Source organism: Streptomyces sp. 351MFTsu5.1, from assembly GCF_000383655.1.
In the GTDB taxonomy this organism is placed as follows: Bacteria; Actinomycetota; Actinomycetes; order Streptomycetales; family Streptomycetaceae; genus Streptomyces; species Streptomyces griseorubiginosus.
This window is the reverse complement of sequence record NZ_KB911788.1, coordinates 1-24,843: the sequence shown is the minus strand read 5'-3', so window position 1 is coordinate 24,843 and position 24,843 is coordinate 1. Positions and strand designations below refer to the sequence as shown.

Annotated in this window: 18 protein-coding genes and 1 pseudogene; 4 read left to right on the top strand and 15 right to left on the bottom strand. The window is 71.3% G+C overall.

Annotated features, from left to right (window positions below):
* Nucleotides 1-23: 23 nt before the first annotated feature.
* A complete protein-coding gene (locus H295_RS0128085; RefSeq protein WP_020138694.1) occupies nt 24-1,412 on the bottom strand; it encodes a hypothetical protein in 1,389 nt (462 codons plus the stop codon).
* A gap of 97 nt (nt 1,413-1,509) precedes the next feature.
* Nucleotides 1,510-4,524 carry a glycoside hydrolase family 3 protein gene (locus H295_RS0128080; RefSeq protein WP_020138693.1) on the bottom strand — a complete coding sequence of 1,005 codons (3,015 nt, stop codon included), beginning with the start codon at nt 4,522-4,524 and terminating at the stop codon, nt 1,510-1,512.
* 134 nt (nt 4,525-4,658) lie between these two features.
* On the opposite strand from H295_RS0128080, the gene H295_RS0128075 reads away from it, so the two are divergent.
* A complete protein-coding gene (locus H295_RS0128075; RefSeq protein WP_106960960.1) occupies nt 4,659-5,165 on the top strand; it encodes a hypothetical protein in 507 nt (168 codons plus the stop codon).
* Between the two features lie 7 nt (nt 5,166-5,172).
* Here the strand turns inward: H295_RS0128075 and cimA are convergent, their stop codons facing one another.
* The 7 genes from cimA to H295_RS0128040 all read right to left on the bottom strand — a co-directional run bounded on the left by cimA (nt 5,173) and on the right by H295_RS0128040 (nt 13,986).
* Nucleotides 5,173-6,777, bottom strand: a complete 1,605-nt coding sequence (gene cimA, locus H295_RS0128070; protein WP_020138691.1) for a citramalate synthase — start codon at nt 6,775-6,777, stop codon at nt 5,173-5,175.
* A 390-nt stretch (nt 6,778-7,167) separates the two neighbouring features.
* Entirely contained in the window at nt 7,168-7,770 is a 603-nt protein-coding gene (locus tag H295_RS0128065; protein ID WP_020138690.1) for a TetR/AcrR family transcriptional regulator, read from the bottom strand.
* Between the two features lie 185 nt (nt 7,771-7,955).
* Nucleotides 7,956-8,981 (bottom strand): agmatine deiminase family protein, encoded by a 1,026-nt coding sequence (locus tag H295_RS0128060; RefSeq protein ID WP_020138689.1) that lies wholly within the window; start codon nt 8,979-8,981, stop codon nt 7,956-7,958.
* Between the two features lie 16 nt (nt 8,982-8,997).
* On the bottom strand, nt 8,998-10,707 hold the full coding sequence (locus H295_RS0128055) for an urease subunit alpha (protein ID WP_020138688.1): 1,710 nt from the start codon (nt 10,705-10,707) through the stop codon (nt 8,998-9,000).
* A 55-nt stretch (nt 10,708-10,762) separates the two neighbouring features.
* On the bottom strand, nt 10,763-11,458 hold the full coding sequence (ureA, locus tag H295_RS0128050) for an urease subunit gamma (protein WP_020138687.1): 696 nt from the start codon (nt 11,456-11,458) through the stop codon (nt 10,763-10,765).
* Between the two features lie 141 nt (nt 11,459-11,599).
* Nucleotides 11,600-12,688: a branched-chain amino acid aminotransferase gene (locus tag H295_RS0128045; RefSeq protein WP_020138686.1), complete on the bottom strand. Its 1,089-nt coding sequence runs from the start codon at nt 12,686-12,688 to the stop codon at nt 11,600-11,602.
* 254 nt (nt 12,689-12,942) lie between these two features.
* Complete coding sequence (locus tag H295_RS0128040) at nt 12,943-13,986, bottom strand: 3-isopropylmalate dehydrogenase (protein ID WP_020138685.1); 1,044 nt, start codon at nt 13,984-13,986, stop codon at nt 12,943-12,945.
* A gap of 166 nt (nt 13,987-14,152) precedes the next feature.
* Here H295_RS0128040 and H295_RS0128035 point away from each other — a divergent pair, with 166 nt between their 5' ends.
* Entirely contained in the window at nt 14,153-15,712 is a 1,560-nt protein-coding gene (locus H295_RS0128035; protein WP_020138684.1) for a purple acid phosphatase family protein, read from the top strand.
* Nucleotides 15,713-15,779: 67 nt separating this feature from the next.
* Here the strand turns inward: H295_RS0128035 and H295_RS48425 are convergent, their stop codons facing one another.
* The 3 genes from H295_RS48425 to H295_RS0128020 form a co-directional block, all read right to left on the bottom strand.
* The gene (locus H295_RS48425) at nt 15,780-15,911 is read right to left on the bottom strand and encodes a hypothetical protein (RefSeq protein WP_020138683.1); all 132 of its coding nucleotides are present in this window, start codon (nt 15,909-15,911) and stop codon (nt 15,780-15,782) included.
* 305 nt (nt 15,912-16,216) lie between these two features.
* A complete protein-coding gene (gene pruA / locus H295_RS0128025) occupies nt 16,217-17,848 on the bottom strand; it encodes an L-glutamate gamma-semialdehyde dehydrogenase (RefSeq protein ID WP_020138682.1) in 1,632 nt (543 codons plus the stop codon).
* Nucleotides 17,849-17,926: 78 nt separating this feature from the next.
* Complete coding sequence (locus tag H295_RS0128020) at nt 17,927-18,853, bottom strand: proline dehydrogenase family protein (RefSeq protein ID WP_020138681.1); 927 nt, start codon at nt 18,851-18,853, stop codon at nt 17,927-17,929.
* Nucleotides 18,854-18,999: 146 nt separating this feature from the next.
* Here H295_RS0128020 and H295_RS0128015 point away from each other — a divergent pair, with 146 nt between their 5' ends.
* Complete coding sequence (locus tag H295_RS0128015; protein ID WP_020138680.1) at nt 19,000-20,430, top strand: PucR family transcriptional regulator; 1,431 nt, start codon at nt 19,000-19,002, stop codon at nt 20,428-20,430.
* Nucleotides 20,431-20,443: 13 nt separating this feature from the next.
* On the opposite strand, the gene H295_RS0128010 is transcribed toward H295_RS0128015, so the two are convergent.
* Nucleotides 20,444-21,031: a TetR/AcrR family transcriptional regulator gene (locus tag H295_RS0128010; protein ID WP_020138679.1), complete on the bottom strand. Its 588-nt coding sequence runs from the start codon at nt 21,029-21,031 to the stop codon at nt 20,444-20,446.
* 76 nt (nt 21,032-21,107) lie between these two features.
* Between H295_RS0128010 and H295_RS0128005 the strand changes: the two genes are divergently transcribed.
* Entirely contained in the window at nt 21,108-22,637 is a 1,530-nt protein-coding gene (locus H295_RS0128005; protein ID WP_020138678.1) for an MFS transporter, read from the top strand.
* Nucleotides 22,638-22,645: 8 nt separating this feature from the next.
* On the opposite strand, the gene serA is transcribed toward H295_RS0128005, so the two are convergent.
* Together serA and H295_RS0127995 are read right to left on the bottom strand one after the other, a co-directional pair.
* Nucleotides 22,646-24,235, bottom strand: coding sequence for a phosphoglycerate dehydrogenase (gene serA, locus H295_RS0128000; protein ID WP_020138677.1), 1,590 nt, complete (start codon nt 24,233-24,235; stop codon nt 22,646-22,648).
* 229 nt (nt 24,236-24,464) lie between these two features.
* Nucleotides 24,465-24,843, bottom strand: a pseudogene (locus H295_RS0127995) (ketol-acid reductoisomerase); the annotation flags it as partial.

Genomic DNA, 24,843 nt, shown 5'->3' with positions numbered 1-24,843 from the left:
GAATGCCCGACCGGCCGGCAACCTCAGAAGCCGCCGCCTCCGAAGTCCCCTCCGCCTCCGCCGAAATCGCCGCCCCCGCCGAAGTCCCCGCCGCCTCCGAAGTCCCCGAAGTCCCCCGAGTCGAAGTCCGCCCCCGACAGGTCGCCGCCCTCGTAACCGGTGCCGAAGTCGCCGTAGCCGGAGCCGTAGTCGGCCGCGTAGGCGGGGGTGGCCATCATGGAGCCGAGGACCGTGCCGACGAGCAGGCCGGGGAGGATGCCGCCGCCGAAGTAGCCGCCCGCCCAGGGGCCGTAGGCCGGGCCCGCGTCCCAGTAGGGGCGGCGGCCCTGGTCGGTGTCGACCTCGCGCATCACCGGGTCCCGGCCGTCGGACAGCCGGGTGGCGTCGGCCGCGCAGACCGGCACCTCGCGTGCGGCACCGCCCGGCGGCGTCCACGTGGCGTCGGTGACGGACGGGCCGTGGCGCGGGTCGAAGAAGCAGGGCACCCGGCGTTCGGGCAGCGGCCGGCCCTCGCGGCGGGCCGCGAGTTGGGCCAGCGAGAAGCGGCCGTCCTCCAGGGCCTGGGTGACCCCGCGCACGTCCTCGGGTCGGGCGGCCGCCGCCATGAGCGACTTCGCCTGGTCGTAGGCGTCGAGGGCGCGCTCGTAGTCGGCGCGCATCACGTCGTCGGCGCCCGCCTCGGCCGGGTGGAAGTCCAGGCGGTCCAGTTCCTCGCCGAACGCGGTGATGTCCTCGTCCACCACCACCCGCAGCTTCTCCAGCGCGGCCCGCTGCTCCTCGGCGTGCCGGCGCCGGTTGCGGCGCACCAGCGTGTACGCGCCCGCGCCGCCCGCCACCAGGACGGCGCCGACGGTGATCAGCGCGGTGCCGGACATCCCGCCGCCGTCGTCCTGCGCGGACCGCCAGGTCGACGGGGCCGAGCCGCCCATGTTGGTGACCGCGGCGGAGGTGAAGTCGGTGAGCTGGGTCCGGGTGTCCTCGCCCTGGACGGTGGTCACCAGGTTGCGCACGGCCGCCTTCGGCAGGACGGCGGAGTCGGCCCGGGCGTCGAAGGCGTCGCCGAGGCGGACCGCGTACAGGCCGGTGATGCCGGTCGCCGTGCGCAGCTTGGTGAAGAGATCCTTCTTCGGGTAGTCGGCGGGCAGCACCGCCACGAACAGCGGTCGGTCCGCCTTGGCGATCCGGTCCGCGAGGGCGTCCGCGTCCTTGGCGGACAGCTGGGCCGCGGCGGCCGGATCGACATAGACGGGATTCTTCCGCAGGGCCTGCCCGATCTCCGAGATGCCGGTGACGGAGTCGGCCGAGGCCCGCGGGGTGCTCGCCGACAGGACGGCCAGAGCCGCCACCACCAGGGTGAGGAGCAGCCCCGGGAGGCTTCGGGCCCGTACCACGGCCTGTGCGCTGGCCTTCATACCTCGACGCTACCCGAAGCCTCCCGGATGAGACCTCCGCGAGGGGCCCCGCCCGAAACCGCGGGGCCCCTCGCCTCGGGCTGACCCGCGGCTCCGCTCAGGCCGCCCGGTACGCCTGCGTCAGCTTCGCCACCGCCTCCCCGTAGCGTCCGGTCAGCAGCAGGTGGTCGGCGTCCGCGAAGGGCCCGGCCACGGCGGCCGTCATCCGCCCGGCCGCCCGCTGCTGGACGATCAGCCGCGCCTCGGCGACGAGCGCACGGCCCGTCCCGTCGGCGCCGGCCCGCTCGGCCCTGCTCGCCGCGGCCCCGAGCGCCTTCAGGGTGCTCTCCCCGCCCTTGGGGACCTCGGTGAGGGTGGTCAGGCCCCAGCCGTACGGGAACTGCGGGTCGTACGCCCGGTCGCCGACGTTGATCGGCAGCTGGGCCTGTGACCGGGGCCAGGTGACGGGCAGCCGGCCGGTGAAGGGCCGCCTGCCGTACAGGACGTCCGCGACGCCGTCGCCCTCGGTGCCCGGCAGCCAGGAGGCGACCAGGGCGTCGATGTCGCCGAGCCGGTCGCCGATGAGCTGCGGCCGTCCGGAGACGATCAGCACCGCGCACTTCATCGCCGCACACACCTTGTCGACGGCTGCCTGGTCGGCGGCGGACAGCGCGAGGTCGTGGCCGTTGCCCACGTCCCCGACGCCCTCGGCGTACGGGGTCTCGCCGACGACGACCACGCCGACGTCATAGCCGCTCAGCGGTGCGGAGGCATCCTTGGAGTACGTCAGCGCCGCGGAGTTCTTCCGCATGGCCTGAAGGATCGTCGTACCGGGCGTGATGTTGCCGGACGCGCCCTGCCAGGTGACGGTCCAGCCGCCGGACTGGTTGCCGATGTCGTCGGCGTTGGACCCGGCGACGTACACCTTCTGGGACGTGCGCAGCGGCAGCACGTCACCCGCGTTCTTGAGCAGCACCTGCGACGCGGCGGCCGCCTCGCGGGCCACGGCCCGGTGACCGGCGGAACCGATCGCCGAGGCGCCGGCGGTGTCGGCGTAGGGCTTCTCGAAGAGGCCCAGCCTGAACTTCTGCGTGAGGATGCGGGAGACGGCGTCGTCGATCCGCCGCTCGCTGACGCGCCCGGCCTGCACCTCCGCGACGAGCGCGGTGCGGAAGTCCTTGTAGGCGTACGGCGCCATGACCATGTCGACGCCGGCGTTGACCGAGGTCCGGACGTCCGAGGCGTAGTCGCCGGGGATCTGGTCGATGCCGTTCCAGTCGCTGATGACGAAGCCGTCGAAGCCCAGCTTCTGCTTCAGCACTCCGTCGATCATGTCGGCGCGGGCGTGCATCTTGACCGGGCCGAGGCCGTCGCCGATGACGTCGAGGGAGGAGTAGGACGGCATGACCGTGCCGATGCCACGCTTCACGGCCTCCTTGTAGGGGGCGAGATGGACGGCTTCGAGCTGCTGCCGGGTGACCGTGGTGACGCCCTGGTCGATGGTGTACGTCCCCGTGGTGGACGAGCCGTAGGCGGTGCCGCCGTCGCCGACGAAGTGCTTGGCGGTGGCGAGGACCTTGTCGTCGCGGTCGAGGTCCTTGCCGTTCCGGGCGCCCTGGAGGCCCTGGATGATCGTCTCCATGGACTCGACGAGGGCCGGGTCCTCGCCGAAGGACTCGTAGGAGCGGCCCCAGCGTTCGTCGCGGGTGACGCAGAGACAGGGCGCGAAGTCCCAGGGGACGCCGGTGGCGCGGACCTCGGCGGCGGTCACGGCCCCGGTCCGCTGGACGAGTTGGGGATTCCGGGTCGCGCCGAGTCCGATGTTGTGGGGCATGACGGTGGCGCCGACCAGGTTGTTGTGACCGTGCACGGCGTCGACGCCGTAGATCAGCGGGATCTGGAACCGCGTGGCCCGCGACCGGAGCTGGAAGGAGTCGATCATCTTCGCCCAGGCCTCGGGGGTGTTGGGCGTGGGGGTCGAACCGCCGCCGGACAGCAGCGAACCGAGGTCGTAGGCGGTGACGTCGGCCCCGCCTCCGACGGCTCCGCGCTCGGCCTGGGTCATCTGCCCGGCCTTCTCCGCGAGGCTCATCCGGGAGAGCAGGTCGGCGACCCGTTTCTGCACGGGGAGCTTGCTGTTCAGATACGGCAGTCCGTGCGCGTCGATGACGACCTGCGGGGTCTCGGCGGGCGGCTTGGCGCCGGTGACGGTGAGCTTGACGGGGATGGTCTCGGCGGCCTCCGCGCCCTTGTCCCGGACGGTCGGGACCTGGATGGTCCGGCCGGCGCCGGAGGCGGTGCCGGCCGGGAAGGTGAGGGTGCCGGAGACGGGGGTGTAGTCCTTGCCGGGGGTGGCGGTGCCGCCGGCGGTCTCGTAGGCGACCGTCACGGGGTCGGCGAGCGGGGCGGAGCCGGTGGTGGCCACGGCGATCTTGATCTTCGCGGTCCCGCCCTCCCGCACCGGGTGGACGACGGAGTCGGTGGTGACGCTCGCGCGCAGGGACTGGTCGGCCCGGCCGTACAACTCGACGCCGTCCATGGCGAATCGGCCGGGTGCGCCGACCGGGAGGGTGACCGCGTAGCCCCAGGTCTCGGTGAGGCCGAGGACGTGGTCGATGCCGCCGACGGGCTGGTAGTCGGTGCGGTAGGTGAAGTCGGTGAAGGGGAGCTCGATCTGCTTCCAGCCGGTGAAGTCGTCGGTGAAGGAGGTGGTCCACAGCTCGGAGGCCTCGCCGTCGGCGCCGCCGTCCTTGAGCTCGAAGGCGACCTTCTTGCCGTTGTTCTGTCCCTCCCACCAGAAGCGGATGCCCTTGCGGGCGGACCAGTCGTGGGCGGGCTCGGCGAAGGCGAAGTCGTGGGTGAAGCCGCCGTAGCCGCTGATGTCGTAGGTGCCGGCGAGCACCTTGTCGCCCTCGGGGGCGTCGCTTCGTGTGCTCAGCTGGAGGGCCGGCGGGTCGTCGGTGTCGCCGCCCCAGGTGAAGATGCCGCCCGCGGGCGGGCTCGCGAAGGGGACCTCGCCCTCGAAGCGGTCGACGGGGACCGGGGGCGGATCGTCGGCCGCCGCGCGGGCGACCGCCACGGGCAGCAGGGAGGTGAGCAGGGCGGCGGAGACGAGCAGGGCGGTTCTTCGCATGGACCTTCCCTCGGCTCTCAGTGGTGCACACAGGACTTACGTCACGGCGTGAGTGAACTGAGAGCACACAGATCCGTCAAGACACTCCGTCGGCCATCGCGGGCCTGGCGAGTTGCGCGACGGCGACCCGACCTGTGGGGAGGGGACGGGGTGTCGTCGCGGTCGCCGGAGTGGCCGCCGCCGTAGGGCTGTTGAGCGGGTGCGAGGCCGAGTACCTGCCGTTGGCCGCGGTGCGGGTCGATGACACGGGGGCGGCCGGGGTCGTGCCGCGGCCCTGCGGGGACGATCGGGTGCTGGGGCCCTCGCTGGAGGGCGTGCCCTCCGACCTCTTCGGTCAGGAGGACCCCGGGCGGAACGTGTCCGGGTGGGAGGCGCCGGGCAGCCGGCGTCCGGCGGACGGCGAGTTCCCGCTCTTCTCACCGCCCGGCGCCTGGCATGTCCTGCCGGTCGGCGAGCAGCGGCTGCTGCCCGGCCACGCCTATCAACTCGCCTTCGGCAAGGACGAGTACAACTACGAGTACTCCGGCGTCGTGACCTTCACGGCCACCGACCTCGCCCGCCTGACGCTCGGTCAGGTCTGGGCCGACGACCGGGCGATGAGCCTCGGCGAGTTCGAGAGGCTCGCCGAGGGCTCCTGCTGAGCGTGGGCTACTCCGCCGGCTCCACCCCGGCCCGCAGCAGGCCGTACGTGTAGGCGTCCTCCAGTCCCTGCCAGGAGGCGGCGATCACGTTCTCCGCGACGCCCACCGTGGACCACTCGCCGGAGCCGTCCGACGTGGAGATCAGGACGCGGGTGGTGGACTGGGTGCCGTGCACGCCCTCCAGGATGCGGACCTTGTAGTCGACGAGCTCGAGCTTGGCGAGCTGCGGGTAGATCTTCTCCAGAGCCACGCGCAGGGCACGGTCCAGGGCGTTCACCGGGCCGTTGCCCTCCGCCGTGGCGACGATGCGCTCGCCCTTGGCGAAGAGCTTCACGGTGGCCTCGTTGGCGTGGGTGCCGTCGGGGCGGTCCTCGACGATCGCCCGCCAGGACTCGACGGCGAAGTACTTCAGGGGCTTGCCCTGGACCTCGGCGCGCAGCAGGAGTTCGAAGGAGGCGTCGGCCGCCTCGTAGGTGTAGCCCTTGAGCTCGCGCTCCTTGACCCGCTCCACCACCCGGCCGACCAGCTCGCGGTCACCGCCGAGGTCGACACCGAGTTCCTTGCCCTTGAGCTCGATCGAGGCGCGGCCCGCCATGTCGGAGACCAGCATCCGCATGGTGTTGCCGACCTGCTCGGGGTCGATGTGCTGGTACAGGTCGGGGTCGACCTTGATCGCGGAGGCGTGCAGGCCGGCCTTGTGGGCGAAGGCCGAGACGCCGACGTAGGGCTGGTGGGTGGAGGGGGTGAGGTTGACGACCTCGGCGATGGCGTGCGAGATCCTCGTCATCTCGCGGAGCCTGCCGTCGGGGAGGACCTTCTTGCCGTACTTCAGCTCCAGGGCGGCGACCACCGGGAAGAGGTTGGCGTTGCCGACCCGCTCGCCGTAGCCGTTGGCCGTGCACTGGACGTGGGTCGCGCCCGCGTCCACGGCGGCGAGGGTGTTGGCGACCGCGCAGCCCGTGTCGTCCTGGGCGTGGATGCCGAGCCGGGCGCCGGTGTCGGCGAGGACGGTGGCGACGACCGCCTGGATCTGGGCGGGGAGCATGCCGCCGTTGGTGTCGCAGAGGATGACCACGGAGGCGCCGGCCTCCGAGGCGGCCCGTACGACCGCCTTCGCGTACTCGGGGTTGGCGCGGTAGCCGTCGAAGAAGTGCTCGCAGTCGACGAAGACCCGGCGGCCCTGCTCGCGCAGGTAGGACACCGTGTCGCGGACCATCTGCAGGTTCTCGTCCAGGGTCGTCCTGAGCGCCAGCTCGACGTGCCGGTCGTGGGACTTGGCGACCAGGGTGATCACCTCGGCACCGGAGTCCAGGAGGGCCTTGACCTGCGGGTCCTCGGAGGCCTTCGCCCCGGCCCGGCGGGTCGCGCCGAAGGCGACCAGCTGGGCGTGCCTGAAGTCGATCTCCTGACGGGCCCGCGCGAAGAACTCGGTGTCCCGCGGGTTGGCGCCGGGCCAGCCGCCCTCGATGAAGCCCACGCCGAAGTCGTCCAGGTGCCGTGCGATGGCCAGCTTGTCCGCGACGGTGAGGTTGATGCCCTCCCGCTGGGCGCCGTCGCGCAGGGTGGTGTCGAAGACGTGGAACTGATCGTCGAGCTCGCTGGTTGCGGTCATGGTCTGAAGGCTCCTGAGAATCGGATCTCGGTCGTACCGGAATGACCGGCTCCACCGCCCCCACATACTCCCTCGCGCTCTCGCCTCCGGCTGCGGGTGGGCCAGAAAAAGCGAAAAACCCCTCGCGGGTGCGAGAGGTCTGCGCGCGGGTCGAGGACGACGGTGTCCACCCGTACCTGGTCGTACGTGGCGGTCACTGCGGACCGGCGCGCCTGCTGCCAATAATCATGGCGAACGAGAGCACGGACGCAGTCTGGCACAACCCCCGCGCCTCGCTCACGCTTGTCTCAGGATTCGGTACCGACGAGCCCGGTGCGTCCGGTGCGCAGATCGCGGACGTGGGCGTCGCTCCGGTCCCCCGGGGTGCTTGCGTACCACCCGGGCGGATGGTCACCCGTCCGCGAGGAGGCTCTCGTCGAGGAACTCCCGTACGTGGCCGAGAACCGTCCCCCGGTCCGTCCCCCGCAGCCCGATCGCCACGTGGATGGAGAACCCGTCGAGCAGGGCCCGCAGCCGGGTCGCGAAGCGGTCCGGGTCCACGGCCCGGAACTCCGTCCGCGAGACCCCCTGCGCGATCAGGGCGGCCAGGTCGCGGTGCCAGGCGTCCTCGATGGCGGCCTGCCGGTCACGGGCGTCGGCGTCGGCGTTCTGCGAGCGGTTCCAGACCTCCAGCCAGAGGGTCCAGTGCGGGTCACGATGGCCGTCCGGGACGTACAGGTCGACGTAGGCGTCGAGCCGTTCGCGGGCGGTCGCCGTGCGGGTGAGCAGCCGGGCGCGCTCGGCACCGAGCCGCCCCTCGCTCCACTCCAGGGTCCGGAGCAGCAGCTCGTCCTTCGTGCGGAAGTAGTAGAGGAGGTGACCGCTGCTCATGCCGACCTCCCGCCCGAGGGCCGCCATGGTGAGTTTCTCCAGGCCGCGTTCGGCGATCATCTCCATGGCCGCGGCGAGGATCCGCTCGCGCGGCGGGGCGGGGGTGCGGCGGGCGGTGGTCATACGGCGGTCACGCGCACGGCGTCGGGCAGGGAGTCCGTCCCGTGCGGGCCGGAGCCGTCGGACTCAGGGCGCGGCGGCGGCTCGGGCAGGAGTCGCAGCGGCCGAAGTCCCAGCGGCCGGAGTCGCGGCGGCCCGGTCGGGCGGAGTCCGCAGGCGGTGCGGGTCAGCACGTTCACCTCTCTGTTCTACCGGACCGTCGCCCTCGGCTGCTGCTGGGTGATGCAGTGGATGCCGCCCCCGCCCGCGAACACCGTCCGCGCGTCCACCAGCGTGACCGTCCGCTCGGGGAACAGCCGCCGGAAGATGCCGGCGGCCTGCTCGTCGCGCGGGTCGTCGAAGCCGCAGAGCACGACGCCGCCGTTGCAGAGGTAGTGGTTGATGTAGGAGTAGTCGGCCCAGTGGCCGTCGGCCTCCAGGACGGTCGGCGCGGGCACCTCGACGACCTCCAGGCGGCGGCCCCGGGCGTCGGTCGCGGACCTGAGGAGCCCGATGACCTCCTGGGTCACCTCGTGGTCCGGGTGCGCCGGGTCGGGTTGGTGGTGGGCCACGACCACGCCGGGGCGGGCGAAGGCGGCGACGATGTCGACGTGTCCCTGGGTGCCGTACCTGCCGTAGTCGCCGGCGAGGCCGCGCGGGAGCCAGATCGCCTTGGTGGTGCCGAGCCTGGCGTGGATCTCCGCCTCGACCTGTTCCCGGCTCCAGCCGGGGTTGCGGCCGGCACCGAGCTGGACGGTGTCGGTGAGCAGGACGGTGCCCTCGCCGTCGACGTGGATCGCGCCGCCCTCGTTGACCAGCGGGCTGCCGAGCACCGGCACCCCGGCGAGGTCGGCGACCTGACGGGCGATCTTCGCGTCGTGCTCCCAGCGGGCCCAGTCCTGGCCGCCCCAGCCGTTGAACACCCAGTCCACGGCGGCGAGTCGGCCTTCCTGGTCGTGGACGAAGGTCGGGCCGATGTCTCGCATCCACGCGTCGTCCAGCTCGCGCTCCACCAACTCGACGTCCGGGCCGAGCAGTTCGCGCGCGGAGGACGCGTGGCCCGGGCCGTGCACCATCGTCACCGGCTCGAAGCGGCGCACCGCGCGGGCGACGGAGGCCCAGGCGGCGCGGGCCCCGGCCAGTTCGTCGTCGTCGGTGAAGGTGGGGTTGGGGCCGGGCCAGGCCATCCAGGTGCGCTCGTGCGGGGCCCACTCGGGCGGCATGCGGTAGGTCATGACAGGTCCACGGGTCCTAGAGGAAGTACAGGCGGTTGAGGGAGACGGAGTCGGCAGGCTCGGAGTGCAGCGGCTCGCCGTCCAGCGTCACCAGGCCGGTGCGCTGGTCCACGTCCACCGCTCCGGTACGGGAGTTGAGGCGCAGGTCGGCGGGTCCGATGCCGCGGGTGCCGCGGACGGCGACCCTTCTCCTGCGGGTCGGCATCAGGTCGTGCCCCTGGTCGAGGGCGGCCTGCGCGACGAAGGCGACGGAGATCTCGGCGGGGGTGGCGCCGTGCGCCCCGAACTGCGGTCCCAGCACCAGGGGTTCACAGGTGTCGGTGGCCGCGCCGGGGTCGCCGACCACGCCGTAGGCCGGGAAGCCGGACTTCAGGACCAGTTGCGGCTTGGCGCCGAAGTACTCCGGCCGCCACAGCACGATGTCGGCCAGCTTGCCGACCTCCAGGGAGCCCACCTCGTGCGCGAGCCCGTGGGCGATGGCGGGGTTGACGGTCAGCTTGGCGATGTAGCGCAGGACGCGTTCGTTGTCGTGCTCGTCGGGCGCGCCGAACTCGGCCTTCATCTTCCCGGCCATGGCGAAGGTACGGCGGACCGTCTCCCCCGCGCGCCCCATGCCCTGCGCGTCCGACGAGGTGATGCCGATCGCGCCCAGGTCGTGCAGCACGTCCTCGGCGCCCATGGTGCCGGCGCGGATGCGGTCGCGGGCGAGGGCGGCGTCGCCGGGGAGGTCGGGCTTGAGGCCGTGGACGGAGACGATCATGCCGTAGTGCTCGGCGACGGCGTCCCGGCCGAAGGGCAGGGTCGGGTTGGTGGAGGAGCCGATGACGTTGGGGACGCCCGCCATCTTCAGCACGTTCGGCACGTGGCCGCCGCCGCAGCCCTCGATGTGGAAGGCGTGGACGGTACGGCCCTCCAGCACTCTCAGGGTGTCCTCCACGGACAGGCACTCGTTCAACCCGTCGCTGTGCAGGGCTACTTGGACGTCGTGCTGCTCGGCGACCCGCAGGGCGGTGTCCAGGGCGCGGGTGTGGGCGCCCATGTCCTCGTGCACCTTGAAGCCGGAGGCGCCGCCCTCGGCGAGGGCCTCGACGAGGGGGGCCGGGTCCGAGGACGAACCCCGGCCCAGGAAGCCGATGTTGACCGGCCAGGCGTCGAAGGCGCCGAAGGCGTGCCGCAGCGCCCAGGGCGAGTTGACCCCGACGCCCCACACGGGCCCGAACTCCTGCCCGATGACGGTGGTCACCCCGGACGCCAGGGAGGCCTCCATGATCCGCGGCGACAGCAGGTGGACATGGGTGTCGACGGCTCCGGCGGTGGCGATGAGCCCCTCGCCGGACACGATCGACGTGCCGGTGCCGACGACGACGTCCACGCCGTCGACGGTGTCGGGGTTCCCGGCCCGCCCGATCGCGCAGATCCGCCCCTCCCGGATCCCGAGGGAGACCTTGCGGATGCCCAGCACGGCGTCGATCACGACGACGTTGCTGACCACGACGTCACAGGTCTCCCGTACGGCGGCGGCCTTGAGGTGCAGCCCGTCCCGCGCGGTCTTGCCGAACCCGGCGAGGAACTCGTCGCCGTACCGCTGCGCGTCCTCCTCGACCCGGATCACCAGGCCGGAGTCCCCGAGCCGCACCCGGTCCCCGGCACGGGGGCCGTGGGCGGCGGCGTACTCCCGGGGCGTGAGCCGCCGGGCCTCAGCGGGATGCCCACCGGGACGACTCATCGGACGACCTCCTCGGAGCGGGCAGCCAGGTCGGGGAGTGCGACAGCGGCGCGGTTCATCGCGGGACCTCCTCGTCACGCACGCCCAGGTATCCGCAGGCCGCAGCCCTCCGCAGGGCCTCTTCCCGCGCTCCCGGCGCGTCCAGCGGGCCGTCGACGAGGCCTGCGAAGCCGATGGCGACGCGCTCGCCGCCGATGGGCAGCAGGCCGACCCGCACGCTCTCCCCCGGTCCGAAGCGCACGGAGGACCCGGCGGGGACGGCGAGCCGCATCCCGTAGGCCGCGGCCCGCGGGAAGTCGAGCCGCGGGTTGGCCTCGAAGAAGTGGAAGTGGGAGGTGACGGAGACGGGCACGCCGGCCGTGTTGGTGACGGTCAGCCGGACGACCGCTTCCGGTTCGGCGTGCGCCGGACCCGGCAGCAGCGCGCCCGGGGCCGCGTCGCCGAGCCCGCCGCCGATCGGGTCGCTGACGACCGCGAGCCGTGAGCCGTCCTCGAAGACCGCCTCGACATGCACCTCGGTGACGACGTCCGCGACGCCGGGCAGCACGTCGTCCGGACCGAGCACCGACCGCGCCCGCTCCACGGCCTCGGCCAGCCGCGCCCCGTCCCGGGCGGCCTCGCACACGGTGTCCGCGATGAGCGCGGTCGCCTCCGGGACGTTCAACCGCAGGCCACGGGACCGGCGCGCCCTGGCCAGCTCGGCGGCCCCGAAAAGCAGCAGCCGGTCGCGCTCGGTGGGAGTCAGCCGCATGTCGCCCCCTTCACTTAGAACGACGCTCAAACTTTTAGAGCGCCACTCTAACCGACCGGCCCTCGGACATGGCAACGGCCCCGGCCTCCGTCACGACGTCGTGACGGAGGCCGGGGCCGGCGAGGGTGGGAGCGCGGGGGCTCAGCCCAGCTTGTGCATCCAGCCGTGCTTGTCCTCGGCCGTGCCGCGCTGGATGTCCAGCAGGGCCCGGCGGAGCCGCAGGGTGACCTCGCCGGGCTCGCCGCCGGACTGCTGCCACTCGGCGCCCGCGCGCTTGACCGTGCCGACGGGGGTGATCACCGCCGCCGTACCGCAGGCGAAGACCTCGGTCAGGGTGCCGTTCTCGGAGTCGCGCTGCCACTGGTCGACGGAGACCCGGCTCTCCTCGGAGCTGTAGCCGAGGTCGCGGGCGACGGCCAGCAGGGAGTCGCGGGTGACGCCCTCCAGGATCGAACCGGTGAGGGTGGGGGTGACGATCCGGTCCCCGTACACGAAGTACAGGTTCATGCCGCCGAGCTCCTCGACCCAGGTGTGCTCGACCGCGTCCAGGTAGCAGACCTGGTCGCAGCCCTTGGCGGCGGCCTCGGCCTGGGCGAGGAGGGACGCGGCGTAGTTGCCGCCGGTCTTGGCGTCGCCCATGCCGCCCGGGACGGCGCGGACGCGGTCCTCGGAGAGCCAGATGGAGACCGGCTTGACGCCACCGGGGAAGTAGGCGCCGGCCGGCGAGGCGATGACCAGGAAGAGGTACTCGTTGGCCGGCTTGACGCCCAGGCCGACCTCGGTGGCGATCATGAAGGGGCGCAGGTAGAGGGACTCCTCGCCGCCGTGCGCCGGGACCCAGGCCTCGTCCTGCTGGACCAGCACGTCACAGGCCTCGATGAAGGTCTCGACCGGCAGCTCCGGCATGCCGAGCCGGTGCGCGGACCGCTGGAAGCGCTCGGCGTTCTTCTCGGGCCGGAACGTGGCGACGGTCCCGTCGGGCTGGCGGTACGCCTTGAGACCCTCGAAGATCTCCTGCGCGTAGTGCAGGACCATGGTGGCCGGGTCGAGGGAGATCGGCGCGTACGGGACGAGCTGAGCGTCGTGCCAGCCACGGCCCTCGGTCCACTTGATCGTCACCATGTGGTCGGTGAAGTGGCGGCCGAACCCGGGGTTGGCCAGGATCGCCTCGCGCTCCGCGTCGGAAAGTGGCGAGGCCGAGGGCTTGAGCTCGATCGTGGGCGTCGTCATGAGTGGTTGTCCTTCACCGGTTGGGTAGTGACGGGCCGCGCTCACGCCCTTGTACTGTCAGTGACCAGTGCTAGGACGTCCGAGCATTCCCTCATTCCGCGGCTCCTCGTTCGATTATCGCAAGCGGGGAGCCAGGGAAGAAACGGCGTGAAATGCGACCCGGGGGATGATGGTGGCACCCGGCGGGGGACATGCGAAAGCCGCCGGGTGCGGGTGACCCGGCGGCTTCGAAATCTTTCGAGTGGTCCGCCCGGTCAGCCGGCTACTCGTACGGCCAGCGCGTCACCGATCTCCGACGTGGAGCGGGCCGGCTTGCCGGAGCGCTCGGCGAGGTCGGCGGAGACCGCCTCGTCGATCCGGGCGGCCTCGGCCTCGAAGCCGAGGTGGCGCAGCAGCAGGGCGACGGACAGGACCGTGGCGGTGGGGTCGGCCTTGCCCTGGCCCGCGATGTCCGGGGCCGAGCCGTGCACGGGCTCGAACATGGACGGGAACTCGCCGCTCGGGTTGATGTTCCCGGAGGCGGCGACGCCGATGCCGCCGGAGACGGCCGCGGCGAGGTCGGTGATGATGTCGCCGAAGAGGTTGTCGGTGACGATCACGTCGAAGCGCCCGGGGTCGGTGACCAGGTAGATGGTCGCCGCGTCGACGTGGATGTAGTCGGTGGTGACCTCGGGGAACTCCTTGGCCACCTTGTTGAAGACGTTCGTCCACAGGTGTCCGGCGAAGGTCAGCACGTTGTTCTTGTGGACCAGCGTGATCTTCTTGCGCGGACGGGCCTGGGCACGGGCGAAGGCGTCCCGGACCACCCGCTCGACACCGAAGGCCGTGTTCACGGAGACCTCGGTGGCGACCTCGTGCTCGGTGCCCTTGCGGATGGTGCCGCCGTTGCCGGTGTAGGGGCCCTCGGTGCCCTCGCGGACGACGACGAAGTCGATGGCCGGCTCGCCCTTGAGGGGCGTGTCGACACCCGGGAGCAGCTTCGACGGACGCAGGTTCACGTGGTGGTCGAAGGCGAAGCGGAGCTTGAGCAGGAAGCCGCGCTCCAGCACACCGGAGGGGACCGACGGGTCGCCGATGGCGCCGAGCAGGATCGCGTCGTGCTTCTTCAGCGCGTCGAGGTCGGCGTCGGTGAGGGTCTCACCGGTGGCGTGGTAACGCTGGGCGCCGAAGTCGAAGTCCTTGGTCTCCAGCTTCACATCCTGCGGAAGGACGGCGGAGAGGACCTTCAGACCTTCGGCCACGACCTCCTGGCCGATGCCGTCACCGGGAATCACTGCGAGATTGATGCTGCGAGACATGCGGGAACCCTACTCCTCGTCCCATGGGATGACATGGCCTGTCCGCGATACGGACAGAGCGGGAGGGCCGGGAGGAGGGCCGGCAGGAGGGCCTGGAGTCAGCCCTTCTCCTGGCGTTCACCCTTAGGAGTGGCGGCCGTTGGGCTTCGCTGGGAACTTCACAGCCATGGACCTTCCCGACTTCGGCATTCCGCCCCAGCTCGCGCGTCGGATGAGCATGGCCGAGCAGCACGAGTACCTGCGGGCGAAGCTGACCCGGCGCCGCACGCTGGTCACCGCGGGCGCGGTGGCGGGCGGTCTGCTGACGGGCTGCTCCGGGGAAGGGACGGCCGCCGCAGGGACCGCCGCCGGCAGAGCCACCCCCTCGGTCCACGGTTCCGCCGTCACCCCCTTCGGCCGCCACCTCGCCTTCGGCGCCGACCCGAGGACACAGATGCGGGTCTCGTGGCAGGTCCCGCTCGCCGTCCGCAAGCCGTACGTCCGCATCGGCCTGCGCCCCGACGACCTCAGCCGGAAGATCGAGGCCGAGCTGCGCGACCTGCACACCCCGGGGCAGAGCGGCGTCCGGCTCGCCCTCGACCAGTACTACCTGCACGCGGCCCTGGACGGACTGCGCCCCGGCACCACGTACTACTACGGCGTCGGCCACGAGGGCTTCGACCCGGCGGACGCCGGACACCGCGCGACCATCAGCAGCTTCCGCACGGCCCCGGCGAGCCCGGAGAGTTTCGTGTTCACGGCCTTCGGCGACCAGGGCGTGGGCACGGCCGCGGCCGCCAACGACAACCTGCTGCTGCGCCAGAAGCCCGCCTTCCACCTCCACGCCGGCGACCTCTGCTATGCCGACGCCAACGGCCAGGGCCTCACCTCGGACGGCTACGACCCGGCGTTCTGGGACCTGTTCCTCAAGCAGAACGAGGGGGTCGCGCGGAGCGTGCCGTGGATGGTGACGACCGGCAACCACGACATGGAGGCCTGGTACTCACCCGACGGCTACGGCGGCCAGCTCGCCCGCTGGACCCTCCCGGACAGCGGCTTCGACGCGCGGTCGGCGCCGGGCGTCTACTCCTTCGTGTACGGCAACGTCGGCTTCGTGGCACTGGACGCCAACGACGTGTCGTACGAGATCCAGGCCAACTTCGGTTACACGGACGGGAAGCAGACGGCGTGGCTGGACCGGCGGCTCGGTGAGCTGCGGGCGGCCAAGGGGATCGACTTCGTGGTCGTCTTCTTCCACCACTGCGCGTACTCGACGTCCTCGCACGCCTCCGACGGCGGCGTACGGGCGCAGTGGCTGCCGTTGTTCGAGAAGCACCGGGTCGATCTGGTGATCAACGGGCACAACCACGTGTACGAGCGGACCGACGCGATCCGCGGCGGCGAGGTCGGCCGCAAGGTGCCGGTCGGCGGGGCCACGGACCCCACGCGGGACGGCATCGTTCACGTGACCGCGGGCGGGGGCGGCCGGGATCTGTACGGCTTCCCCGCGGGCGTGAAGGAGAGCTACGAGGGGCGGGTGCACGACCACGAGTCGGTCGAGACCTTCCACTGGACCAGGTCGAGGCAGGCCCACAAGGAGACCGTGGAGTGGTCGCGGGTGCGCTATCGCGGGTTCTCGCTGCTCTCCGTGGAGGCGCGCAGCGGGGCACGGCCGAGCCTGACGGTGTCGGCGCTCGCGCAGGACGGCAAGCGCGTCGACCATTTCGAGGTGCGGCGCGGGGCGTGAGCACGGCCCGCGCCACACCTCGTGCGGGTGCGGCTCCCGGCTTGGGGCGATCTTGCGGCGATCAGGGTCAGTGGCCGGTCGAGCCGCCGTTGTCACGGCGGTCGAGGGCGCGCTGGAGCGCCGCGGCGGCGTTCTTGCGGTCGGAATCGCTCGTACGGGAGATGTGACGGACTCGACGGCGGGCGGTCGTCTCGGCCATGAGGAATCGACTCCTTCGAAGTACCTGGGAAGGGGATTACGAGACGCCGGAAGGGGCGGGGAGCGCTGGCCGCAGGGGTTGCCTGCATCGGGCCCGGCTCACGACCGCCATTCGCTTGATCGAGCGAGACGTTCGGCTCCTACAAAGCTAAGGGAGGAGAGCCTGTCTGTCTCCACAATTACTCGGACTTCCTACTATCTGAGACGGTGAAGTGGATCACCCCGCGCTGACCTGCGCTTTCACCGAAGGCGCGCACGAAGGGGCCGGGCAACAGCCCGGCCCCTCAAGGTGACTGACGGGAGGTGTCAGCCCATGTGCGGGTAGCCGTACTCGGTCGGCGGGACCAGGGTCTCCTTGATGGCGCGGGTCAGCGTCCAGCGCTGGAGGTTCTGCGGGGCGCCGGCCTTGTCGTTGGTGCCGGAGGCACGGCCGCCGCCGAAGGGCTGCTGGCCGACGACGGCACCGGTCGACTTGTCGTTGATGTAGAAGTTGCCGGCCGCGTAGCGCAGCTTCTCCATCGTGTACGCCGCCGCCGCACGGTCTCCCGAGATCACCGAGCCGGTCAGGGCGTAGTCGGACGCGGACTCCATCTGGGTCAGCATCTCCTCGTACCGGTCGTCCTCGTAGACGTGCACGGCGAGGAAGGGGCCGAAGTACTCGGTGGTGAAGACCTCGTTCTCCGGATCGGTGCACTCCACGACGGTCGGACGGACGAAGTACCCCACCGAGTCGTCGTAGGAACCGCCCGCGACGATCGTGCAGGTCGGGTCCGACTGGGCCCGGTCGATCGCGGCCTTGTTCTTGGCGAAGGCCCGCTCGTCGATGACGGCACCGATGAAGTTGGAGAGGTCGATGACGTCACCCATGGTGATGCCGTCGACCTCGGCGGCGAACTCCTCGCGGAAACCGCTGTTCCAGATCGACGCCGGGATGTAGGCCCGGGAGGTGGCGCTGCACTTCTGGCCCTGGTACTCGAAGGCACCGCGGGTGAGGGCCGTCTTGAGGATCGCGCGGTCGGCGCTCGGGTGGGCGACGACGAAGTCCTTGCCGCCGGTCTCGCCGACCAGGCGCGGATAGGTGCGGTACTTCTCGATGTTGTTGCCGACCGTCTTCCACAGGTGCTGGAAGGTCTTGGTGGAGCCGGTGAAGTGGATGCCGGCGAGGTCCCGGTGCTCCAGGGCGACCTTGGAGACCTCGATGCCGTCGCCGGTGACCAGGTTGATGACGCCCTTGGGCAGGCCCGCCTCCTCCAGGAGCTGCATCAGCAGCACGGCGGCGTGGGTCTGCGTGGGGGACGGCTTCCAGACCACCACGTTGCCCATGAGTGCGGGCGCGGTGGGCAGGTTGCCCGCGATCGCCGTGAAGTTGAACGGCGTGATCGCGTAGACGAAGCCTTCGAGCGGGCGGTGGTCGAGGCGGTTCCAGACGCCGGGGGCGTTGGCCGGGGGCTGCTCGGCGAGCAGGTCACGGGCGTACTTGACGTTGAAGCGCCAGAAGTCGACCAGCTCACAGGGTGTGTCGATCTCGGCCTGCTGGGCGGTCTTGGACTGGCCGAGCATGGTGGAGGCCGCCAGGGTCTCGCGCCAGGGGCCGGCGAGGAGTTCGGCGGCGCGCAGGATGATCGCGGCGCGGTCGTCGAAGGACATCGCGCGCCAGGCGGGGGCGGCGGCGAGGGCCGCGTCGATGGCGTCCTGGGCGTCCTGCTGGGTGGCGTTGGCGTAGGTGCCGAGGCGGGCCTTGTGGTTGTGCGGCTGCACGACGTCGAAGCGCTCACCGCCGCCCATCCGCTTCTCGCCGCCGATGGTCATCGGCAGGTCGACCGGGTTCTCGGCCAGTTCCCTGAGCTTGGCCTCCAGCCGGGCCCGCTCGGGCGAACCGGGGGCATAGCCGTGCACCGGCTCGTTGACGGGGGTGGGGACCTGGGTCACAGCGTCCATGGGTTCCGTAACTCCTTGAACTTGAGCGGGTGTTCGGGGATCAGCCCTTGCTGACCAAGCTGTGGGTGACGAGGCTTCTCAGCCTCGCGAGACCATGCTGCGGACGAAGAAACGCAGGTTCGCCGGCTTCTCCGCGAGCCGCCGCATGAAGTAGCCGTACCAGTCCGTGCCGTAGGCCGTGTAGACGCGCATGCGGTGGCCTTCGGCGGCGAGCCGCAGGTGCTCGTCGCTCCTGATCCCGTACAGCATCTGGAACTCGTACTCGTCCAGCTTGCGGCCGGTCTGGCGGGCGAGTTCCTGGGCGATGGAGATCAGGCGCGGGTCGTGGGAGCCGACCATCGGGTAGCCCTCGCCCTCCATGAGGATGCGCAGGACCCGGACGTACGCCTTGTCGATCTCGTGCTTCTGCTGGTAGGCGACCTCGGCGGGCTCCTTGTAGGCGCCCTTCACCAGCCGCACCCGGCTGCCGGCCGCGGCGAGGCGGCGGGCGTCGGCCTCGGTGCGGAAGAGGTAGGCCTGGATGACACATCCGGTCTGCGGGAAGTCCTTCCGCAGTTCCTCGTGGATGGCGAACATCGAGTCGAGGGTGGTGTGGTCCTCGGCGTCGAGCGTGACCGTCGTACCGATCGCCGCGGCGGCCTCGACGACCGGCCGGACGTTGGCGAGCGCCAGCTCATGGCCGCCGTCGAGGGCCTGGCCGAACATGGACAGCTTGACGGACATCTCCACCCGCTCGCCGAGCCCGAGGTCGCGCAGCCGGTCGACCAGTGCCAGGTAGGCGTCCCGGGCCGCGCCCGCCTGCTCGGGGGTGGTGATGTCCTCGCCGACGACGTCCATCGTCAGCTCCAGGCCGCGGCCGGTCAGCTCCTCGATGATCGGCACCACGTCGTCGACGCGCTCACCCGGGATGAAGCGGTCGACGACCTGCTTGGTCACCGGGGCCGCCGAGATCAGGCGTCGCATCCGGTCGCTGCGCGACGCGGCAAGAATCACGGGACCCAGCACGGGGCACCTCCACAAACCAGCAGATAGAACCACCGTGAAACCTAAGGATCCCTCCGATCGTCGGCCATCGACAGCTGTCACGCATCCGTGCCGCAGATCTCAGACAGATGTATGAAGTGACGGGTTCCGTGGGGGAGAATGCCCGGATGACGACGGATTCCCGAGGCGACTACCAGGAACTGGTCGACGAGATCTCGGAGCTGCTGGGCGTTCCGGCGACCCTGGAGAACCGGGACTTCGAGCTGATCGCCTTCGGTGCGTACGACAGCGAGGACGAGCTCGATCCGTCGGCGCTGGACCCGGTCCGCACCCGCTCGATCCTGACCCGCCGGTCGACCACCGCGGTCCGGACGTGGTTCGAGGGCTTCGGCATCACGCGCGCGACCGCCCCGGTCCGGATTCCGCCCACTCCGGAGGCGGGCGTGTACCGCGGCCGGATCTGCCTTCCCGCACGGCACCGGGGGGTCGTCCTCGGTTACGTCTGGCTCCTGGACTCCGATCCCGGCCCGACCGACCCGCAGCTGGAGGCGGCCATGCGGGTGGCGGCCCGGATCGGGGCGCTGCTCGCGGACGAGGCGCAGCACGGGGCCGACCTCAGCCGGGAGCTGCGGGCCGTGCTCACCGCCGAGCGCGGCTGGCAGGCCGACATGGCGGTGGCCGCCCTGCGCACCGCACTGGGCCCCCGGGGTGACGGCCCGTACGCCGTGGTGTGCGTCGCGCCCTGGCCGTCCGCCGACCCGGACGACGCCCCGTCCGCTCGTACGGTCCCGCACGCGACGGCCCTCTGCACGGTCCCGTGGGGTCCCACGGCCCAGTGGCTGGCGGCCCTGATCCGCCTGCGCGCGACGGACACCCTCACCCCGGCGACCTCGGCGGCGACCCGACTGCTGGAGCGGGCGCGGGGGGTGGAGGCGGGCGGGGCCGACACGGGCACGCACGGCACGGCGGGCACGCAGGGCGCGCAAGACACTTGGGGCACGCAGGGCACGGCGGGCACCTCTGGCACACGCGGCACGGCAGGCACGCAGGGCACGCAGGGCACGCAGGGCACGCAAGACACTCGGGGCACGCAGGGCACGGCAGGCACCTCTGGCACACGCGGCACGGCAGGCACGCAGGGCACCCCGGGCACGCACGGCACCCCGGCCGCGGCGATCGCCCCCCTCGCCGTCGCCGCCGGCATCGCCTCCCCCCGCGTGGCCCTCGGCGACCTCGCCGTCGCCTGGCAGGAGGCGTCGGCCGCGGCTCGGGCCGCGCTCGCGGAGCCCGCGTTCGGCCCGGTCGCGGAGTGGTCGCGGATCGGCCCGTACCGCCTGCTGACGTCCCTGCCCCCGGAGACGGCCCACGACCCCGCCGTACGCCCCCTCCTCTCCCCCGCCCACCGCGAACTCGCCCGCACCGCCGAGATCTACCTCGACTGCGCGGGCCAGGCAGCCCGCACCGCGGCCGAACTCGGCATCCACCGCCAGACCCTCTACTACCGTCTCTCCCGAGTGGAACAGCTCACCGGCCTGGACCTGGACGACGGCGAGCACCGCCTGCTCCTGCACATGGCCCTCAAGGGGGCGAGACTCTAGACCCGGCCGGCGGTCAGCCTCTCGTGCCGTCGATCACCCGGCGCAGGCCCTCCGTGAGCTGGGTGGCGTTCGTCGCGGTCTCCGGGTTGAACAGCCACTGGACCATGAGCCCCTGGAGGAGGGTCTGGTAGAAGCGGCCCTCGGTGTCGACGGCGTCCTTGCCCTGCTGCTCCTCCGGTACGCCGTTGAACAGCGGGAGGAGACCCGAGCGGCCCTGCTCCTCCGCCTCGACGAGCATCCGGCGCACCTCCGGCATCCGGTCGCCCTGGATGATCAGTTCGAAGCTCAGCATCCAGAGCGCCCGGGACTCGCCGACCGCCTCGACGATATGGGTCCACACCTCCTGGAAGCGCTCCAGCGAACCGGGGGCGGTGGCCATGGCCTCCCGCCCTGCCCGGCCGGGGTCGAAGCGGTCGCCGGTCGCCTCGACGAGCGAGACGTAGGCCTGCACCAGAAGCGCGTCCTTAGAGCCGTAGTGGTAGCCGATGGACGCCAGGTTCGTCCCTGACTCCTTGACGATGTCCCGCGCGGTCGTCCGCAGGAACCCCTTCTCCAGCAGACAGCGCTTCGCGCCTTCGAGCAGATCCTCACGGTGTCCCATGCGCCCACCCTATCTAGACAAGCGATTTATACAAGCGTCATGGACAAGCGTTTAAGACGCTCGTATAGTCACCGGCATGACGAACCCGACTCCCACCGGCCCTCTGGCCGGACGCCGCGAATGGACCGCACTCGTCGTCCTGATGCTGCCGCTGCTCCTGGTCTCGATGGACGTCTCCGTCCTCTACTTCGCGGTCCCCGCGATCAGCGCCGACCTGGAGCCGAGCGGCACCCAGCAACTGTGGATCTTCGACATCTACGCGTTCGTCCTGGCCGGCCTGCTGATGACCATGGGCTCCCTGGGCGACCGCATCGGCCGCCGCAAGCTGCTGCTGATCGGCGCGTTCGCCTTCAGCGCGGCCTCGCTGGCGGCGGCGTACGCGCACAGCGCCGAGATGCTGATCGCGGCCCGCGCGGTCCTCGGCATCGGCGGCGCGACCCTGATGCCCTCGACGATGGCGCTGATCCGCACGATGTTCACCGACCCGGGACAGCGCGCGAAGGCGATCGGCCTGTGGTCCGGAGTGATGACGGCGGGCATCGCGCTCGGCTCGGTGATGAGCGGGGTGCTGGTCCAGTACTTCTGGTGGGGCTCGATCTTCCTGGTCAACCTGCCCGTGATGGCCCTGCTGCTGGTCCTCGGCCCGCTCCTGCTGCCCGAGTCCAGGGACCCCGCACCCGGCCGCTTCGACTGGCGGAGCGTCCCGCTGTCCATGGCCGCCGTCCTGCCCGTCGTCTACGGCCTGAAGGAGATCCCGTCCGAGGGCTGGCACGTCGGATACGTCGTCTCGATCACCGTCGGCCTGCTCTTCGCGACCCTGTTCGTGCACCGCCAGCGCACCACGGCCTCACCGATGATCGACCCGGCGCTGTTCCGCGGCCACGGCTTCGCGCCCTCCGTCGTGCTCAACCTGATCGGCTCGTTCGCCATGATGGGCTCCGCGTACTTCACCACGCAGTACCTCCAGTCGGTGCTCGGCAAGAGCGCCCTGGAGGCGGCCCTGTGGGCGCTGCTGCCCTCGGTGCCGATCGGCGCGGCCGCCCCGACGGCGACCGCGCTGGTGCAGAAGGGCGTCAACCGGGCCTACGTCGTCACCGCCGGCTTCCTGATCGGCGCGGTCGGCTACGCACTGCTGGCTTTCACGGGCACCGACTCCCTGTGGCTGGTCCTGGTCGCCTGCGGTGTCCTGGCCTGCGGGATCGTCGTGGTCATCTCGCAGATCACGGACCTCGCCCTGAGCAGCGCCCCGGTGGAGCGGGCGGGCTCGGCGTCCTCCCTGATGGAGACCGCCGGGGAGTTCGGCGGCGCCCTCGGGATGGCGGTCCTCGGCTCGATCGGTACGGCGATCTACCGCCACGACATCCCGAGTTCGGCCCCGGACGCGGCCCGCGAGACGCTGGGCGGGGCGCTGGCCCTCGCGGACCGGGTCCCGGGTCTGGCCGCGGCGGCCCGGGAGGCGTTCACCAGCGGGATGCAGGGGGCGGCGATAGCGGGGGCGGTGCTGCTGGTGGGGGCGGCGGGACTTGCGGCGGTGACGCTGCGGCGGATTCCGGTGCACAGCAAAACGCCGGACGAGCCGAGTTCCCTCAGCCCGTCCGGCGTGTGAGACAGATGTCAGACCAGGTTCACCGCACGCGCGGACGTCGCACCGATCTCCTCGGCAACCTCGGTCAGCACCCCGGCAGGCACCGTGTCGTCCACCGTCAGCACCGCAAGCGCCTCACCGCCCGCGACGGCCCGGGAGACCTGCATACCGGCGATGTTGATCCCCGCCTCACCGAAGATCCGCCCGACCGTGCCCACGACACCGGGACGGTCCTCGTACCGCAGCACCACCATGTGGTCGGCGAGCGCCAGGTCCACGTCGTACTCGCCGACCGCGACGATCTTCTGGAGGTGCTTGGGACCGGCGAGCGTGCCGGACACGGACACCTCCTCGCCGCTGCCGAGCGTGCCGCGCACGGTGACGACGTTGCGGTGGTCGGCCGACTCCGAGCTGGTCGTCAGCCGCACCTCGACACCGCGCTCCTGCGCGAACAGCGGGGCGTTGACGTACGACACCGTCTCGGCGACGACGTCCTCGAAGACGCCCTTCAAAGCAGACAGCTCCAGCACCTTCACGTCGTGCTGGGTGATCTCGCCGTACACCTCGACGTCGAGGCGGACCGCGACCTCGCCGGCGAGCGCGGTGAAGATGCGGCCGAGGCGCTCGGCGAGCGGCAGGCCCGGCTTGACGTCCTCGGCGATGACACCGCCCTGGACGTTGACCGCGTCCGGCACGAGCTCACCGGCGAGGGCGAGCCGCACCGAGCGGGCGACGGCGATACCGGCCTTCTCCTGGGCCTCGTCGGTGGAGGCACCGAGGTGCGGGGTGGCGACGACCTGGTCGAACTCGAACAGCGGGGAGTCCGTGCAGGGCTCCTTCGCATACACGTCGAGACCGGCACCGGCGACCCGGCCCTCCTTGAGGGCGGAGTACAGCGCCTCCTCGTCGACGATCCCGCCGCGCGCGGCGTTGACGATGCGCACGCTCGGCTTGACCTTGCGCAGCGCCTCGTCGCCGATGAGGCCGACGGTCTCGGGGGTCTTGGGCAGGTGGACGGTGATGAAGTCGGAGACCTCGAGCAGCTCGTCCAGGGACAGCACCTTGACGCCCATCTGGGCGGCGCGGGCGGGCTGGATGTAGGGGTCGTAGGCGACGACCTTCATGCCGAAGCCGGACATGCGCTGGGCGACCAGCGCGCCGATGCGGCCGAGGCCGACGACACCGAGGGTCTTCTCGGCCAGCTCGACACCCGTGTACTTGCTGCGCTTCCACTCGCCGTTCTTCAGCGCGGCGTTGGCCTGCGGGATGTGGCGGGCGGTGGCGACGAGGAGACCGCAGGCGAGCTCGGCGGCGGTCACGATGTTCGAGGTGGGGGCGTTGACGACCATCACGCCGGCCTTGGTGGCGGCGGAGACGTCGACGTTGTCGAGGCCGACGCCGGCTCGTGCGACGACCTTCAGCTTGTGCGCGGCGGCGATGGCCTCGGCGTCCACCTTGGTGGCGGAGCGGATCAGGATCGCGTCGACGTCGGCGATGGCCGGGAGCAGTTCGGCTCGGTCCGCTCCGTTGCAGTGCCGGATCTCGAAGTCCGGACCAAGCGCGTCCACGGTCGCGGGCGACAGCTCTTCAGCGATGAGTACGACAGGTTTCGAGCTCACGTGAGTCCTCACAAGTCCATTGCGGACGGCCGTCCCGACGGCCGCAGGCGGTGGAGGGGCTAGCCGCGTGGAAGACGCACGACGTTGTGGGCCTGACGCGTATGTTGTGCGCCAGTGTAGTGGCGCGACGGGGGGCGTATTGCGCCTCCGCGGAAGGATCACCCGGACGTGATCCGCCAGGTTGGACAACGGGACCGGAGCTCACCGCCCCGGCCCCGCCATCGGAGGCTTACGCCTCCTCGTCGACCCACGACATCAGCTTGCGGAGCTGCTTGCCGGTGGTCTCCAGCAGGTGCTCGGAGTCCTGCTGCTTGTACTCGTTGTACTTCTTCAGACCGCCGTGGTACTCGGCCATCCACTCACGCGCGAAGGTGCCGTCCTGGATCTCGGCGAGGACCTTCTTCATCTCGGCCTTGGTGGCGTCCGTGATGATCCGCGGGCCGGTGACGTAGTCGCCCCACTCGGCGGTCTCGGAGATCGACCAGCGCATCTTCTCCAGGCCGCCCTCGTACATGAGGTCGACGATGAGCTTCAGCTCGTGCAGGCACTCGAAGTACGCGATCTCCGGCTGGTAGCCGGCCTCGGTCAGCGTCTCGAAACCGGCCTTG

What these genes read in the sequence shown, in the direction of transcription:
- H295_RS0128085 (WP_020138694.1), bottom strand. Translation starts at nt 1,412, where the DNA reads ATGAAGGCCAGCGCACAGGCCGTGGTACGGGCCCGAAGCCTCCCGGGG.
- H295_RS0128080 (WP_020138693.1), bottom strand. Translation starts at nt 4,524, where the DNA reads ATGCGAAGAACCGCCCTGCTCGTCTCCGCCGCCCTGCTCACCTCCCTG.
- cimA (WP_020138691.1), bottom strand. Translation starts at nt 6,777, where the DNA reads ATGACCGCAACCAGCGAGCTCGACGATCAGTTCCACGTCTTCGACACC.
- H295_RS0128065 (WP_020138690.1), bottom strand. Translation starts at nt 7,770, where the DNA reads ATGACCACCGCCCGCCGCACCCCCGCCCCGCCGCGCGAGCGGATCCTC.
- H295_RS0128060 (WP_020138689.1), bottom strand. Translation starts at nt 8,981, where the DNA reads ATGACCTACCGCATGCCGCCCGAGTGGGCCCCGCACGAGCGCACCTGG.
- H295_RS0128055 (WP_020138688.1), bottom strand. Translation starts at nt 10,707, where the DNA reads ATGAGTCGTCCCGGTGGGCATCCCGCTGAGGCCCGGCGGCTCACGCCC.
- ureA (WP_020138687.1), bottom strand. Translation starts at nt 11,458, where the DNA reads ATGCGGCTGACTCCCACCGAGCGCGACCGGCTGCTGCTTTTCGGGGCC.
- H295_RS0128045 (WP_020138686.1), bottom strand. Translation starts at nt 12,688, where the DNA reads ATGACGACGCCCACGATCGAGCTCAAGCCCTCGGCCTCGCCACTTTCC.
- H295_RS0128040 (WP_020138685.1), bottom strand. Translation starts at nt 13,986, where the DNA reads ATGTCTCGCAGCATCAATCTCGCAGTGATTCCCGGTGACGGCATCGGC.
- H295_RS0128035 (WP_020138684.1), top strand. Translation starts at nt 14,153, where the DNA reads ATGGACCTTCCCGACTTCGGCATTCCGCCCCAGCTCGCGCGTCGGATG.
- H295_RS48425 (WP_020138683.1), bottom strand. Translation starts at nt 15,911, where the DNA reads ATGGCCGAGACGACCGCCCGCCGTCGAGTCCGTCACATCTCCCGTACG.
- pruA (WP_020138682.1), bottom strand. Translation starts at nt 17,848, where the DNA reads ATGGACGCTGTGACCCAGGTCCCCACCCCCGTCAACGAGCCGGTGCAC.
- H295_RS0128015 (WP_020138680.1), top strand. Translation starts at nt 19,000, where the DNA reads ATGACGACGGATTCCCGAGGCGACTACCAGGAACTGGTCGACGAGATC.
- H295_RS0128010 (WP_020138679.1), bottom strand. Translation starts at nt 21,031, where the DNA reads ATGGGACACCGTGAGGATCTGCTCGAAGGCGCGAAGCGCTGTCTGCTG.
- H295_RS0128005 (WP_020138678.1), top strand. Translation starts at nt 21,108, where the DNA reads ATGACGAACCCGACTCCCACCGGCCCTCTGGCCGGACGCCGCGAATGG.